At 37.5% G+C, this 15,669-nt stretch carries 14 protein-coding genes; 8 read left to right on the forward strand and 6 right to left on the reverse strand.

What is annotated here, in order from left to right; translation table 11 throughout:
* Nucleotides 1-30 precede the first annotated feature (30 nt).
* On the reverse strand, nucleotides 31-777 hold the full coding sequence (locus tag BM012_RS06275; protein WP_172461072.1) for a DUF4397 domain-containing protein: 747 nt from the start codon (nucleotides 775-777) through the stop codon (nucleotides 31-33).
* 331 nt (nucleotides 778-1,108) lie between these two features.
* Here BM012_RS06275 and BM012_RS06280 point away from each other — a divergent pair, with 331 nt between their 5' ends.
* The 4 genes from BM012_RS06280 (at nucleotide 1,109) to nagE (ending at nucleotide 5,044) form a co-directional block, all read left to right on the forward strand.
* Nucleotides 1,109-1,426, forward strand: a complete 318-nt coding sequence (locus tag BM012_RS06280) for a hypothetical protein (protein ID WP_061803714.1) — start codon at nucleotides 1,109-1,111, stop codon at nucleotides 1,424-1,426.
* Nucleotides 1,427-1,498: 72 nt separating this feature from the next.
* Nucleotides 1,499-1,627, forward strand: a complete 129-nt coding sequence (locus tag BM012_RS25820) for a YjcZ family sporulation protein (protein ID WP_113713948.1) — start codon at nucleotides 1,499-1,501, stop codon at nucleotides 1,625-1,627.
* Nucleotides 1,628-1,777: 150 nt separating this feature from the next.
* The gene (locus BM012_RS06290; protein WP_061803715.1) at nucleotides 1,778-3,178 is read left to right on the forward strand and encodes an ATP-binding protein; all 1,401 of its coding nucleotides are present in this window, start codon (nucleotides 1,778-1,780) and stop codon (nucleotides 3,176-3,178) included.
* Nucleotides 3,179-3,682: 504 nt separating this feature from the next.
* Nucleotides 3,683-5,044, forward strand: coding sequence for an N-acetylglucosamine-specific PTS transporter subunit IIBC (gene nagE / locus BM012_RS06295; RefSeq protein ID WP_061803716.1), 1,362 nt, complete (start codon nucleotides 3,683-3,685; stop codon nucleotides 5,042-5,044).
* 30 nt (nucleotides 5,045-5,074) lie between these two features.
* On the opposite strand, the gene BM012_RS06300 is transcribed toward nagE, so the two are convergent.
* The 5 genes from BM012_RS06300 to BM012_RS06320 all read right to left on the reverse strand — a co-directional run bounded on the left by BM012_RS06300 (nucleotide 5,075) and on the right by BM012_RS06320 (nucleotide 11,508).
* Nucleotides 5,075-7,060, reverse strand: coding sequence for an FtsX-like permease family protein (locus BM012_RS06300; RefSeq protein ID WP_061803717.1), 1,986 nt, complete (start codon nucleotides 7,058-7,060; stop codon nucleotides 5,075-5,077).
* Nucleotides 7,061-7,079: 19 nt separating this feature from the next.
* The gene (locus BM012_RS06305) at nucleotides 7,080-8,975 is read right to left on the reverse strand and encodes an FtsX-like permease family protein (protein ID WP_061803718.1); all 1,896 of its coding nucleotides are present in this window, start codon (nucleotides 8,973-8,975) and stop codon (nucleotides 7,080-7,082) included.
* The gene (locus BM012_RS06310) at nucleotides 8,950-9,720 is read right to left on the reverse strand and encodes an ABC transporter ATP-binding protein (RefSeq protein WP_061803719.1); all 771 of its coding nucleotides are present in this window, start codon (nucleotides 9,718-9,720) and stop codon (nucleotides 8,950-8,952) included. Before BM012_RS06310 ends, BM012_RS06305 begins: the two co-directional genes overlap by 26 nt.
* Nucleotides 9,721-9,832: 112 nt before the next feature.
* Nucleotides 9,833-10,816 (reverse strand): sensor histidine kinase, encoded by a 984-nt coding sequence (locus BM012_RS06315; RefSeq protein ID WP_061803720.1) that lies wholly within the window; start codon nucleotides 10,814-10,816, stop codon nucleotides 9,833-9,835.
* A complete protein-coding gene (locus BM012_RS06320) occupies nucleotides 10,813-11,508 on the reverse strand; it encodes a response regulator transcription factor (protein ID WP_061803721.1) in 696 nt (231 codons plus the stop codon). Before BM012_RS06320 ends, BM012_RS06315 begins: the two co-directional genes overlap by 4 nt.
* 189 nt (nucleotides 11,509-11,697) lie before the next feature.
* Between BM012_RS06320 and BM012_RS06325 the strand changes: the two genes are divergently transcribed.
* Genes BM012_RS06325 through BM012_RS06340 form a run of 4 tightly spaced genes read left to right on the forward strand, consistent with a single transcriptional unit; the run spans nucleotide 11,698 to nucleotide 15,658 of the window.
* Nucleotides 11,698-13,047, forward strand: coding sequence for an aspartate aminotransferase family protein (locus BM012_RS06325; RefSeq protein ID WP_061803722.1), 1,350 nt, complete (start codon nucleotides 11,698-11,700; stop codon nucleotides 13,045-13,047).
* Nucleotides 13,044-13,742 (forward strand): CoA transferase subunit A, encoded by a 699-nt coding sequence (locus BM012_RS06330; protein ID WP_061803723.1) that lies wholly within the window; start codon nucleotides 13,044-13,046, stop codon nucleotides 13,740-13,742. The genes BM012_RS06325 and BM012_RS06330 overlap by 4 nt, the downstream gene beginning before the upstream one ends.
* Nucleotides 13,721-14,377, forward strand: coding sequence for a 3-oxoacid CoA-transferase subunit B (locus tag BM012_RS06335; protein ID WP_061803724.1), 657 nt, complete (start codon nucleotides 13,721-13,723; stop codon nucleotides 14,375-14,377). Before BM012_RS06330 ends, BM012_RS06335 begins: the two co-directional genes overlap by 22 nt.
* 12 nt (nucleotides 14,378-14,389) lie before the next feature.
* Nucleotides 14,390-15,658 carry a peptidase gene (locus BM012_RS06340; protein ID WP_061803725.1) on the forward strand — a complete coding sequence of 423 codons (1,269 nt, stop codon included), beginning with the start codon at nucleotides 14,390-14,392 and terminating at the stop codon, nucleotides 15,656-15,658.
* Nucleotides 15,659-15,669: the final 11 nt, after the last annotated feature.

A 15,669-nucleotide genomic window follows, 5' to 3' on the forward strand; every position in this document is an offset into this window, starting at 1 on the left:
TTCTAACGAGAAGGCTCTTTTTTTATTGAGCTAATCTTGTGTAACTAAAGCTTCAAGAGGAGGATTTTCATTTACAAGTCCAACTCCGTATACCGTATAGGTTCGGTCTGGACGAAGACGAAGCGGTGGGATTTTTAATAAAACCTCTTTTGATCCGCTTCTTCTCAGCTCAATGTTCACTTCCATTGGAGTTAATGCTAAATAGTTTGTAACCTCTTTAAAAGATACATTAGGGAAAATAACGTCTCCACGCACTGCTGCAACATCAATGGAAGGGGCGTTTGGAGAAAGGTGAATAAAGCGCAGCTTTGCTTCTCCTTTTGGCACTGTGTGTTCATCTTTTATAGCGAGCAGTGACAAATTAGTAGGCTCTCCAGCTGCAATAATTGTATATTGCATATCTTTTTTAATTTCTTTTTCTGCACTAATAAGAGGTCGAGCTGTTTCACCTGCTTTGTACAGATCAATTCTATAGCGCCCACCTTCTCTTAGTTCAATATAATCTGTTTCTTGTTTAAAGATTAAGTTTGGGATTGTTTTTCGTCCATTAAGGTATACATCAACAGAAGGAGCACCTGGAGAAGCGTGAAGAATACGGATTCTTGTTCCTTGCCTATTACTACGCATATTTGATAACGAATAGGAAAGCTTTGTAGCATATTTAAAATGTTTTTGGTAGTAAGCAATGTGTAAAGAAGGATCTCTGTATTTGTAGTACTGAGCTAATAAATCGTACATAGCGGCTTTTTGAGCATAGTGCTGCTGTTTAGTATTCAAGACTTTGTCCTCCTCAAAGCAAAATTTTTACGTAGCAAGTTTATGCAGGAAAAGAATGAAAAATGCTACGTATCCTCTTTTTAAAGTCTATTTATGAATAACCTTTAAGGCGATAGGCGCATATAATGGCGTACGGAGAACTCGAAAGTAAAAAGATACTCGCTATACTGAAAAGTAAGGAGTGAGAGGATGAAGCATTTCTATGTTAAAACGTTTCGCTTCATGTTAGGAGGCATTATCCTCCTGTCGTGTTTAACATATTTTACGGAAAACGCAGTGGAGAATTCGTCTTCTAAAGCGAAGCACACTATAACGTTTGAGGTGGAGAACAATGGAGAGTAAGAAGAAAGTTTTTACTGCCTACCGTTATATCCTTGTTCTATATACGATTTGTTTTACACTGTTTTTATTAGCTCTTTTGCCTCTTCTAGCCGGCTATGAAGTGAGTGTTGTAAATAGCAACACATCTGCTTTTAAAGGATCACTTGTTGTCACAGAATACGTAAGCGGAGAGCATCGTTATTTGTATAAGATTCCTTATATTGGTTATGTTGTAGGTTATGTAAAAAGTATGATAGTTCCTATTCTTTCTCTTTCCTTGTTTCTCTTTTTTCTTACTCTCTTGTTTAATGATAAGAAGAAAAAATAGGCAAATACACAAACCATTTTTATAAGAAAACATAAGCTGTTTTTGTAAATGAAAATGAGGAGGAATAGAGAGATGTATTATCCGTATGAAAACTGTGGCTATTACTATCCATATGGCGGTGACTGTGAAGGCTTTAACTTCGCAACAATTGTAGTACTCTTTATCTTGTTAATCATTATTGGAGCGGTTTGTTTCCACTAATAATAAAGCAAACGGGGTGGATGATGATCCATCCCGTTTTACTTTATAGAAATAAAAGAGAAAAACTTTCAAATAAATGTTGAAAAACCATATAAATCTCTTATTTTCCATACTATACTAGTGATACATAAGCAAAACGAAGGTGGATTTATGGATAATTTAATATTATTAAAAGAAGCTTTTAAGAAGAGCGTTGTGCCAACTTTGATTATCGACCAAAGCGGGACATGTATTTTTGCAAATGATGAAGCAGAAAAGCTTCTCGATGTTGAAAAGGAAAAAAAGCGTTCTTTTTTCTTTTACTTTACGGCTTTATTCAATTTGTCATTAGCACAATTATTAACCTTGTTAAAAGAAAGCATTGAAAAGACAATAAGGGTTCAGCACATCTCAACTTTAGAGTACGATATGACGATAAAGCCGATTAAGACAAGTAAAAGTACGTATCAGCTTATTCAGTTTAATCAAGTGTCGTTGTCTCTTGAAAAGCAGGATGCTGTTTTAAGAGAGTTGAATCAGTACAAACGTTTTATTGAAGAAAGTCAAGATGCTTTTTTAGTTGTAGTTGATGAAAAAGTGCGTTATGTGAATCCGGCAGCTATTCGACTTTTAGGTGGAAGAAGTAAGTATGAATATATTGGAAAAGAGCTGCTGTCGTTCATTCATGAAGACGATATTAGGTTTGTAAAAAAGCGAATGGATGCCATCATGCAAGATAAGCCGTTTAGACCAAGAGTAGAAGTGAAAATCTTGGCTAAGGAAGGTGTGAAATTTATTGAATCATCCGTAACTAAAATGGAGTTTCAAGGAAAGCCTGCTATTCAATATTTTATGCGTGATATTACGAATCGAAAGAAATATGATGAGATGGCAAGAACCTCTGAGAAATTAACAATGGTAAGCAAACTAGCCGCTGGAGTGGCTCATGAGATTCGCAATCCAATGACAGCTGTTAAAGGGTTTATTCAGCTTTTAAAAGTATCCAAAGAATATAATGAAGAATATAGCGAAATTATGATTGCTGAAATTGAACGAATTGAGGTTATTATTGAAGAGTTTTTAACGCTTGCAAAATCAAAAAAGGAAACAGCTTATAAACCTAAACAGCTATGTCGTATTTTACAGCATGTCGCTCTGTTACTTAACACACATGCAAGCTATCGAGATTGTCAAATTAAAACAGACCTTACAGCGGTAGATGCATGGATTTACTGTGAGGAGAATGCTTTAAAACAAGTGTTTATTAACGTTATTCAGAATGCAATTGAATCAATGACGCGAGGAACCGTTCATATCTCTTTAAAAACGAAAGGGAGTTTAGCAGTTGTTGAGATTACGGATGAAGGTTGTGGGATGGAGGAAAGCGTTTTACAAAAGATCGGTGAACCTTTCTTCTCTACAAAAGAAACCGGGACAGGTTTAGGATTAATGATTAGCTACAAAATCATTGAACAACATCAGGGAAAAATGACGTTTACAAGCAAAATAGGTATAGGAACAAAAGTGAAAATTACGCTTCCCATTGTTTTAAATTGTGAAAAAGAGTCTTAAAGGGCTCTTTTTTTAAAATATAAATGGTATAGGTAACTAGTTTATTAGAAGATATGCTGAAAGTAATGTAAGAAAAAAGAGTTTTAAAAGTGAGCAAAATGGTGCTTTTTAACGGCTGGAATAATGTTTGGCACGTAAACATTGTTTCTCACTTTTAGCATACCGATAAAGAGGTTGTTATCTTTCATCTGGATGAATAGAATAGGCTTTCTAGTAATTATAAACATTCATTATGATATGGAAGTTAACCTTTCAAATAAATTGATGTTCTAAAAGATAATACATATTTCAAGCAAATGAAATAGAGGCAGCTGGATGGCATATTAAAGAAGAAAGTTCCGTATTATTTATGGAAAGAGGCAGAAAGCTTGAAGCTGTGTGTTCGTTATATCAAGGATATCGTTAGAAATTCAAAGTTGAGATAGACAGAAAATCGTTATTCACATCTTTCTTTACTAGAAGATGTGATCATAAATAAAAAAGGTGGATATGGGGGGGATCAAAATGTTAGGCTTCTTACAAAGAATAGGGAAAGCACTTATGCTTCCGATTGCTGTGCTGCCAGCAGCAGCTCTGCTGCTTCGATTAGGAAAGGAAGATATGTTAGATATCCCGTTTATGGAAGCTTCAGGTAATGCAATAATGGCACAGCTTCCGCTTATTTTTGCCATTGGGGTTGCCATTGGACTAGCAAAAGACAGCAACGGAGCAGCGGCTCTTGCAGGAGCCATTGGCTATTTTGTGCTTGTAGGGGGAACACAAGCCATTGACAAGCATAACGATATGGCTGTTTTTGCAGGTCTTATTGCTGGAACAGTTGCAGGTCTGTTATACAATCGTTATCACAATATTCAATTGCCACAGTGGCTCGGTTTTTTTGGTGGAAAGCGGTTTGTCCCCATTATAACGGCTGGATCTATGCTTGTACTCGCAGGGATTTTTGGGTACGTATGGCCGCCAATTCAAAGTTTTATTGATGGAATTGGGCAGTATCTCATTGATTTAGGAGCTCTTGGTGCAGGCATTTTTGGAGTGTTAAATCGTTTACTTATTCCAGTTGGTCTTCATCATATTTTAAATAATATTGTTTGGTTTTTATTTGGTGAATATAACGGTGAACGCGGGGATATTGCTCGCTTCTTTGCAGGAGATCCAACAGCAGGCACGTTTATGACAGGATTTTTTCCTATTATGATGTTTGGATTGCCAGCAGCTGCACTTGCGATGATTGCAGCAGCCAAAAAAGAGCGCCGCAAGCTTGTAACAGGAATGCTTGTAAGCCTTGCTCTTACGTCCTTCTTAACAGGTGTGACAGAACCAATTGAGTTTCTTTTCATGTTTTTAGCTCCTGTTTTATATGTTGTCCACGCTCTATTAACAGGATTATCAATGTATATTACGGTAAGCTTAGACATTCACGATGGATTTGGATTTTCCGCAGGTGCTATTGATTATCTGTTGAATTATAATATTGCACAAAAGCCTCTGCTTCTTCTAGGTGTTGGTGTTATTTACGGTATTTTGTATTTTATTATTTTTTATGCTGTCATTAAGAAATTTGATCTTAAAACACCAGGTCGTGAAGATGAAGTTGTAGAAGAAGTGCAACATAATGGAGAAGGAAAGTATGAAAAGGCGGCAGAGCAGTATATTGCAGGTCTTGGAGGCGTTTCAAATATTGAGGAGCTTGATAACTGTGTTACAAGACTTCGCTTGAAAATGAAAGATACATCGCTCATTCAAGAAGAAGTATTAAAGAAAGCAGGAGCAAAAGGGGTAATAAAACTAAATGAACGAGATGTTCAAGTTGTAATTGGAACAGACGTTGAATTTGTAGCAAACGAGATTCGTAGAAAACGGGAATAGAAGAAAGCCGCTCACACTTGAGCGGCTTTTTTAGATGAGTGATTGCTTGATTTTTTTTAGATAGCGAGTTCGAATGACTATAAAATAGCAAGCCTGTAAAATGAAAAAGCTAATAATTACAGTAATGATTCCTCTGAAAATCGGGAGAGCAAAGAAATCTTGCAGAGCGGCAAAAGCAACAGTACTATGAATAGTCGCCACAAGGAGAGGAATGAAAAAAAGCAAAAGCAACTGTTTTGTTACAATATGGCTCATCTCTTTTTCAGTTAAACCAATTTTGGCAACTGTTACATATTGGCGTTTCTCATAGTCCAAATCAGCATAAAGACGAAAATAGAGGAAACTTCCGGCTGCAATAAAGAAGACAGCGCCAACGAGGAGAGAAACAAACAGAAGCATGTTCGCCATTTTCATTTGTTCAGCATAAGGCTCTCCGCTAACGGCTATAGAATAGCTCTTGTGCGGGTTATAGGGGACAATTCCACTGTCCCCAGCTAAACCGGGCAGGAGTCCCGCCGTTTCCTTCCACTCCCGCACATTGAATCCTGTGAACGTTTCAGTCTTTCCTTTTGAAAGAAGGAGTTCGTACACAGCGTCCTTTACAATAAGAGTATCTGAAGCCATGATATCAGGAGGAAACAAAATGTGTTCTACTGTATCTTTAATATGCATTACAGGTTCTCCAGGGATTTGATACTCATCTTTTTTCAAAAAATTCATATAGCTCTCATCCATAAATGTTTTGGTGAGCGTATTTGCTGGAGGGATGAGTGCTTCATTTTCGTTTAGATGCGACAGAGTCGAAACATGATTGCCAGCTCCTTCTACATACTTTATATAATTTGAGTGCGAAATAAAGGCAAAGGGACGGTTTTCACTTACACCGTTTCTTTGAATAGAAGCTCCTGCTGATATGTTCGCCTCTTTTGTTTCAACCTTTCCTTGAATGATGAGAATTGGCATCGAGAATGTCGTATAGTCCAAGTTTTTTTCTTTAAGCGCTTGTTTAATCTCTTCAACATGCTTTTCCTCTGTTTTATGTTCGCCATTTGCTATATAGCTAATGGCATATGGGTAATCTTGTTCGATTTGCTCTGCGAACGTATTAAAAGAAGTGAGCGTACCGATAGCACATATCGAAACCGTCGAGACGATTGTTACCATAAAGAACATACGCGCATTGTCTTTGAGACGGTAAGCAAGACTTGCGATTGTGATTATATTCGTTTTCTTGAAAAAAAGGCGCTTTTGCTTTTTAGCAAGATTAAGGATAAAAATACTTGTTTGACCAAAGAAAAAGTATGTACCAATAATCGTAAGAATTACAGCAGGAAAGAAGCGTTTTAAAACAGATAATCCGCCTTCTGCTGTTAGCGCTAAATAGTAGGCTGTAATAAGGCATGCTAAGCCAATAAGAGAAAGGACAATTGAGTTTTTTGGCTCTTCTTTTACCTTTTGAGATTCTTGGAAAAGATCAAGAAGTTTTTTCGTTCGAATCGTTAAGCTAGTAACCAATGAAATAACAAAAAATAATCCTAAGAATGAAAAAACGGTTAAGAAAAAGGCTTTTGATGCAAAGTAGAAAGGGATATTTGTTATTCCGATGGCTTTTGCACCCATCATTAAAAATAGTTTTGCGGTTAAAAGACCAAATAAAAGCCCTGTTATGATCGCCCCGATTCCAATGAGCATATTCTCTAAAAAGACCATTCGATTAAGCTGATGACGCGACATGCCGTGCATCATTAAAATCCCAAATTCACGTTTTCGGGTTTTTAAAAATGCGTTCATCGAATAGAGCACAAAAAAGAATGAAAAAAGAAAAATAATATATTCCGCAGCTTTCATCGCATCGATGGCTGCTCCTACAGTAATACCCTGTCGAATGTAGGGATTAAAAATGAATAGGGCGTACACGAAGAAAATCATAACGGAAAAAGCGCTGCTTAAAAAGTAAGCTGCATATGTTCTTATGTTTCTCGTAACGTTTTTGTAAGCAAACTGACGAAAAGTCAAGAGGTAGCTCCTCCTTAAATTATAAAAGCTTTGTTTTGAGCATTTTTAAATATCGTGCTTGAATAAGTAAAAAATAAGCAATTTGAGCTGCTAAGAAGCTTAATAGAACAAGACTCATATTTTGAGCAATTGAAATAGAAAACAAGCTTTGTAGTGCTTTAAAAGCAAACAGGCTGTGAGAAACAGCGAGCATGAAAGGAACAAAGAAAAGCAAGAGAAGTTGTTTTGTAACAATCGTACGCAACTCTTGATCTGTTAGCCCAATTCTTGCAATTGTATTATATTGTCTTATGTCGTACTCTAAATCCGCATAAAGCCTGAAATATAAAAAGCTTCCGGACGCAATGAAAAATACGATTCCAACAAGCAAAGCTACAAAGAACATCGTATTGAAAATTTGCTTTTGAGAAGCTAACACTGTTCCTCCAATGGCCAGTGCATATGATTTATCATCGCTAGGTGAAACAAGGCCAGTACGACTAATATTTGCGCCAACACCGTTTGTGTTGGAGAAAGATTTTGTGTTCCAGCCAACATAGGTTTCAGTCTTGGAGGGAGAAAGTTTTTCGTAAAGTTTATCACTTACGATCACGCCTCGACTTGGCAAAAGGGTGTTTGGCAACATAATGTGGCTAGCCACATCCTTAATAGATAGGGAACCATGGTTTTCTCCCGTAAGCGAATATGTTTGTGCTGTAAACTGTTTTTGGTCCCAAAGGGTTGTTGGGAGAAGGTAAGCTTCCCCATTTTTTAACGGGCGAATTGCTTCTGTCTTTCCTGTTTCCTTCAAAAATTTTTGATATTGGGAAAAAGAAACATATAAAACTTCTTCTCCTTCTGTTGTTTTTACATAGCGAATAGGGAAGGTCATTTTGATATACGATATGTTGTTTTGCTGCAAGCTATCTTCAATGGCCTGCACGTGTTTTTCTTCCAACATATTGTTCTTTTTTGAAATATAGTTCACGGCTACTGGATAGCTTTTTTCTACTTCTTTGTTTAATACATTAAACGAGGAAAATGCCCCAATTGCACAAAAAGAAACGGTTGAAACAATAGTGACGAGAAAAAACATTTGAGCATTATCTTTCAGTCGATAAGCAAGATTGGCGATTGTCACAATATTTGTTTTCTGCAAGAAAATCGTGCGTTTTTTCTGTAAAAGCTTAACAATAAAAATGCTCATTTGCGTATAGAAAAAATAGGTTCCAACAATCGTCATCATAATAACCGGAAGCATTCTAATGACAATATCTCCGCCTTTTGTTGTAAAGGCTAAGAAATAAGAAGAAAAGAGCAGGAGCGCACATAAAAGGGAAAGTAAAACAGATGCTTTCGGTTCTCTTTTTGGTTTTTGCACGGCTTGAAAAAGATCAATGAGTTTATTTACTCTAAGTGTAAAAAGAGTGAATATTGATACGGCTGCGAACAAACATAAAAAGGAAAAAGAGGTTAAACTGACGGCTTTCCATGATAGATAAAAAGGAATTTCCCCGATACCAAGTATACGGCCTCCAAGCAGTAAAAAGAGTTTTTCAAACAGAAGTCCGCACACTATTCCAGTTATAATGGCGAAGATACCAATGAGCATATTTTCTAAAAAAACAAGTTGATATAGTTGCTGTTTAGACATACCGTGCATCATTAAAATGCCAAACTCTCGCTTTCTCGTTTTTAAAAAGGTGCTAACTGAATAGAGCACAAAGAAAAACGAGAAAATGTACATAATATATTCAGAGATTGTCATGGCTTGAACGGCGACTCCTACAACGAGACCGGTTTTAATATGGGGATTAAAAATAAACAGCGCATACATGAAGAAAATCATAACGGAAAAAGCACTGCTTAAAAAATAAGCTCCATATGTTCGTTTGTTTCGGATTACATTTTTATAAGCGAACTGTTGAAAGGTCATGTGTGTCGCCTCCTAAAAGAGAAAGCATATCAATAATTTTTTGAAAGAATGCTTGTCTATTTTCTCCTTTGTAGATTTCGTTATAAAATTTTCCGTCTTTAATAAAAATAACGCGATCACAGTAGCTTGCAGCAACAGCATCATGAGTTACCATCATTGTTGTGGCACCTTCTTCGATGTTGATAGCAGACATTGTTTCCATCACATCTTTGGATGATTTAGAGTCCAAGTTACCTGTTGGTTCATCTGCTAATATGAGAGAAGGAGTATGAATAATTGCTCTAGCAATGGCGGTTCTTTGCATTTGTCCTCCTGAGATTTCATAGACACGCTTTTTTAAAATGTTATCGATTCCAAGCTTTTTTGAAACAAAAACAAGTTTCTTTTCCATTTCTTTTATTTTCACGCCATCAAGTGTTAATGGAAGAACAATATTTTCTTCAACTGTTAACGTATCAAGTAGATTGAAGTATTGAAAAACAAATCCGAGCTCACGACGTCTAAAAAGAGCTGTATTTCGTTTGTTTAAAGAATGAGGATTTTTTCCTCCGATAAATATTTCTCCTGATGTTGGCTTATCAATTGTGGCAATCATGTTTAAAAGGGTTGTTTTTCCGCTTCCAGACGGTCCCATAATGCCCACAAATTCACCTTTTTCAATCGAAAAGTTGATGTTATCTAGCGCTTTATATGAGATTTTCCCTTCGTATATTTTCGTTAGATGCCTAACATCTAAAATAGCCATCGTAAGCACTCCTTTTTGTTTGATAGTTTTATTGTAAGAGAGAGAGGCATATGTTGCTATGTTGCTTTCTTACAAGAACCTTACAATGTTGTAATATAAAAAAGCAGTGCACTTAATGCGCTGCTTTTTGGAAGAGAAGTCGGACTGTTGTGCCTTCTTCAATTCTTGAAGTAATCGTAATGGTATGGTGAAGCTTTTCACCAATCTGTTTAACAAGATAAAGCCCCATACCCGTTGATTCTTGAAATTTCCGGCCATTTTCTCCTGTAAAATAGGGGTCAAACACGCGTGGAAGGTCTTCTTTAGGAATCCCAAGGCCTTCATCTCTCACTTCAAGAGCTATATGGTCTTTTTCCTTATAAGAGGTGAAAAATAATTTGCTTCCTTCGCTTGAATAGCGGACAGCATTTGTGATCAACTGGGTAAGCGCAAAAGACAACCATTTCTCATCAGATGTAATCCACGTATTTTTTTTAATGTCGATATGTGGATAAACGCGGTTGCGAATAAACAGACGTTTTTGAGAAGATGTCACTTTCCGGATAAGCTCATTTAGCTCTAACATTTCAACGTGAAAGTCATGAGTAAAAGCACCAAGACGTGACGTATATAAAACAAGATCAAGCCCTTTTTTAAGCCGATCTACTTCATCTTGAATTGCAAGGGCTTCCCGATCATCTCGCCTTTCCATCATAAGGTGAATTACAGATAGGGGTGTTTTCATTTGATGAACCCACTGATTCATAAAGGTAATATGATGGTCAAGCCTGTGCTTATATTGGTGAATGTTTTGTTGATATTGCTGCAATCTTTTTCTTTCAAACTCATAAAACGCAGATGATAAAGGGGTTTCTTCTTTTTTCTCTCCAACATCGTCTAGACTCTCTGGAGGAGAAGAAAGTTTTGTATAAAACGAACGATGTGTTGTATAGCGATAAAAAAGGTACACAATGTAAATCACACTGCTTAATAAGATAGAGTAAAGCGATGTTGTAATACGCACGTTTCCATCAAGCCAATAAATAAGTAAAGTGAGCACAAGCTGTATACCATAGAGTACTGTAAGAAGAAGGTGATCTTTGAAAAAAAGTTTCATTCTCCTTCACCAACATAGAGCCGATATCCTGCGCCTCTTACTGTTTGCAGAGCGTTATAGATCTCTAATTCTTTTAATTTTTTGCGAACGCGAGCAATGTATACATTTAGCGTATTATCATCTACAAAAGCTTGTTCATCCCAAATTTTTTCGAGTAATCGGTCACGGCTCACGACGTGTTCATGCTTTTTCATCATTTCATCTAAGATTTTTGCTTCTGTTAAACTAAGTTCTACCTTTTTTTGATTATAGGATAAAAAGAGACGTTCGAAGTCTAAGGTAAGGCCTCCAGCTTTAACGTTACGATCATGATAGTTATTAGCATATGTGCCATATGCTCGACGAAGCTGACTTTTAATCTTGGCCATTACAATCTCATAATCAAATGGTTTCGTAATATAATCATCAGCCCCATTTTCAAGCGCCATCACTTGATCCATTTTTCCTTCGCGCGCTGAAATAAATAAAATAGGGCATGTTGAACAAGAACGCATTTGTCGACACCAGTAATAGCCATCAAATTTAGGCAAGTTCACATCAAGAAGAACAAGGTCTGGTGCAAAGGTCTGAAATTCTTCTGTTACCTTTTCAAAATTTTGAGCGCTGCATGTTTCATATCCGAACTTTTGTAAGTGTTCTTCTAGCAGTACAACAAGGCTTGGATCATCTTCTATAATAAAAATTTTTCGCATCTTGTAATCTCCTTATGTACAATCTCCATTCCTATTTTACCAAATTCTTCTGCTTCTTACTGTTGATATCCAAAATATGCTTTTAAAAATTATATGAAAAAAAGACCTTCTTCTCACATATCTATAAAGTAGGCGGGGTAAATCTCTTTTCTAGACAAAGGCTCGACTGCGGGATAGGAGGAGAAAGAGATGTCTCATTTGATTAAACCCATTCTTGACGGCACATATCCAAAAGTCTCATATGGAAAAGGCGTTTTTTTATATGACGAACATGGTAAAGACTATTTGGACGCTTCTTCAGGAGCGGTTACTGTTAGTGTTGGTCACGGCGTTCAAGAAATAACAGATGTTTTAGAAAATCAAGCAAAACGCGTTAGTTTTGTTTATCGCTCGCAGTTTACAAGCGAAGCTGCTGAGAGATTGGCTGAAAAAATTTATAAGCTTTCTAATGGCCATCTAAGCTACAGTTTTTTCGTTAACAGTGGAACAGAAGCAACGGAAACGGCGATGAAAATGGCGCTGCAACACTTTCAAGAAAAAGGGCAAGGAAGCAAACTGAAAATTTTATCACGCTGGATGAGCTACCACGGTATTACAATTGGGTCTTTATCAATGTCAGGTCACTCTATCCGCAGAACGCGTTTTGTTCCTCTTTTGCAAGATTATCCAACTGTTTCAGCTCCTTATTGCTATCGATGCCCATATCAAATGGAATTTCCTTCCTGTCGATTGCGCTGTGCTGATGAATTAGAACGGGCCATTATTCGAATTGGAGAAGAGCATATTGCAGCATTTATTGCAGAACCAATCATTGGAGCAGCAGGAGCTGCCATTACGCCACCACCTGGGTATTATGAACGTATCCGGGATATTTGTGACCGCTATAATATTTTATTTATTGCAGATGAAGTCATGACAGGATTAGGCCGAACAGGAAAAATGTTTGGATACGATCATTGGGAAGCAAAACCAGATATTGTTACGCTTGGAAAAGGGTTAGGTGCAGGATATACGCCAATTGCAGCAGCTGTTGCAACAGAAGAAGTGATACTTCCTATAAAAAAAGGCTCTAAGCTGGTTATGAGTGGGCATACGTTCAGCGCAAATCCTTTGTCTTGTGCAACAGCTTTATCTGTTCTTCAATATGTTGAAAAACATAATCTAGTCGATGAATCAGCTCAAAAGGGAGCGTATTTAAAAAAAGAACTATTAAAACTGAAAGAACGTTTTTCTATCATTGGTGATGTAAGAGGAGAAGGACTTTTATTAGGAGTAGAATTTGTAGAGGACAAGAAAACGAAAGAGCCATTTCCAACTTCTGCCCAACTGACAAATCAAATTATCCAAACCGCAATGCAAAATGGTCTACTTCTTTATCCTTCAGCAGCAGGGATTGAAGGTGTTAGAGGAGATGCTGTTATTATTTCCCCTCCTTTTACAATAAAAGAAGGGGAGATAAAAGAACTCTTATGTCGATTTGAAAAAACGTTATCAAGTATAGAGATGCGCTTAAAAAACAATCAGGAGGAAAGAGAATGAATAATGTGTACGGGAAGATTGTCTCAGTCCAAGAAGCGCTCTCACATATTAAATCTCATTCCACTGTAATGTTTGGGGGATTCGGAGGAATTGGGAGTCCACCAACACTTATTCAAGGAATGGTTGATACGGGGATAGAAGATCTTGTTCTGATTGGGAATGATACAGGATTTCCGACAATTGGAATTGGCAAGCTTATCGTAAGCGGCGCAGCAAAGAAAGTGATTGTATCTCATATTGGGTCAAATCCAGTAGCAGGAGAAAAGATGACAAATAAAGAGCTTGAAATCGAGTTTTCTCCACAAGGGACGCTAATTGAACGTATACGAGCAGGCGGGGTTGGATTAGGCGGTATTTTAATAGACATTGGAATGGATAATGAAACAGTCACAAAAGGGAAGAAAAAAGTCGAAGTACACGGGAAAACGTATTTACTCGAAACACCTCTTACAGCAGACGTGTCTATTATTTACGCTAAAAAGGCAGATCCGTTCGGAAATTTAATTTATGACAAGACTGCCCAAAATACAAATCCTTTTATTGCAATGGCAGGAGAAAAAACGATTGCTGAAGTAGAGGAAATCGTCCCGCTTGGAAGTTTGAACCCAGATGAAATTATGACACAAGGCTGCTTCGTTGACATGATTGTGCAAAGCAAAGGAGTGAACTGGAAATGGGTATGGGAAAAGACGTAAGAAATAAAATTGCCAAAAGAGCGGCTAAAGAAGTTAAAAATGGCATGATTGTTAACTTAGGAATCGGTATTCCATCGCTCGTTCCCAACTTCTTAACCGCACAAAACGTTATGTTTCATGCTGAGAACGGAATGTTAGGAATGGGAGAGACTCCGTACGAAGGCCATGAAGATCCTCATATATGTAATGCAGGAGGGTTGCCTGTTACAGAAGTGAAGGGAGCTTCTTATTTTGATAGCTCTATTGCTTTTGCTATTATAAGGCGCGGTCTTCTTGATATGACGGTTTTAGGAGCTCTTGAAGTAAGTGAAAAAGGAGATTTAGCTAATTGGATTGTTCCGGGGAAACGCGTGCCTGGTATGGGAGGAGCAATGGAGCTTGCTCAAAAGGCCAAAAAGGTAATTGTAGTTATGAGTCATCTTGATCGAAAAGGGCGCTCAAAGATTGTTAAAAACTGTTCTTTACCGCTTACGTCTTCAGGATGTGTGGATATGATTATTACCGATTTAGCTGTTTTTCACATTAAAGAAGAAAAACTTTGGCTCACGGAAGTCATGGAGTCCTACAGTGTAAAAGATGTTGTGAAAGCAACAGGCGCTACAGTTCACCTTGGAAGTTCCATTTCGTCATTTTAAGGAGGCAAAGGGATGAAGGAATATAAAGAGAAAGTACATGAAATGTTAACAACATATAAAAGCGAAGGAATCAATCTATTAAAAAGGTTAGTAAATGAAAGAAGTGTTCAAAACCATGAAGAAAGCGTTCAAGCTATTGTCATTGAATATTTACGTTCGCTTGGTCTTCAAATTGATGTCTGGGAACCAGATATTAATGAACTAAGAGCACATCCTGCTTTTGTTTCGACAAGAGAAACGTTTAAAGGAAGTCCAAATGTTGTGGGACTTTTACGTGGAAGTGGAGGAGGGCGTTCGCTAATATTGAACGGTCATATTGATGTTGTGCCAGAAGGAGATATAGCGTGGTGGGATTCTGATCCTTATGAAGCAGTTGTAAAAGATGGGAAGGTATATGGACGCGGGGCAACAGACATGAAAGGGGGAAACGTCTCAATGCTTTTAGCTCTTAAAGTACTGAAGGAGTTAAAGGTTTCATTAAAAGGAGACGTTATCTTTCAAAGTGTGATTGAAGAAGAAAGCGGAGGGGCTGGGACACTTTCCTGCATTTTAAGAGGATATAAAGCAGACGGAGCTTTGATTCCTGAACCAACCAACATGAAAATTTTTCCTAGCCAGCAAGGCTCAGCCTGGTTTCGCATCAAAGTGAAAGGAAGATCGGCACATGGCGGAACACGCTATGAGGGAGTAAGTGCAATTGAAAAAGCTCAAAAGGTGCTGCACCATTTAAACAGGCTTGAGAAAATACGAAATGAAGAGATTACAAGTCCTCTTTATAAAAACGTGCCAATTCCGATTCCAATTAATGTTGGAAAGGTGAGCGGAGGTTCTTGGCCTTCTTCTGTGCCAGACGAAGTAGTTTTAGAAGGGAGACTTGGTATTGGACCACATGAAAGCATCCATGATGCAAAAAAAATGGTCGAAACATCGCTTTTAACGCTCAGTGAGGAAGATGAATGGTTCGCTCTTCATCCAGCAGAGGTTTCTTGGTTTGGAGCACATTGGCTTCCAAGTGAAGTAGAAGAAACGCATCCACTTATAAAGTGTCTGACTGATGCATATTCTTTAATCTGTAAAAAGGAGCCAACTGTTGAAGCTTCACCGTGGGGAACAGATGGGGGACTTTTAACAAACTGTGCTAAAACTCCAGCTATCATTTTTGGTCCGGGCGTGACAGAGGTAGCCCATTTTCCAAATGAATATATTGAGATTGAATCGGTGTTTCAAACAGCAGAAATTATTGCATTAACAATGCTAGATTGGTGTGGGGTGAAAGAATAAAAGGGAGTGAG

The sequence above is a fragment of the Priestia endophytica DSM 13796 genome (genome assembly GCF_900115845.1).
GTDB lineage: Bacteria > Bacillota > Bacilli > Bacillales > Bacillaceae_H > Bacillus_I > Bacillus_I endophytica.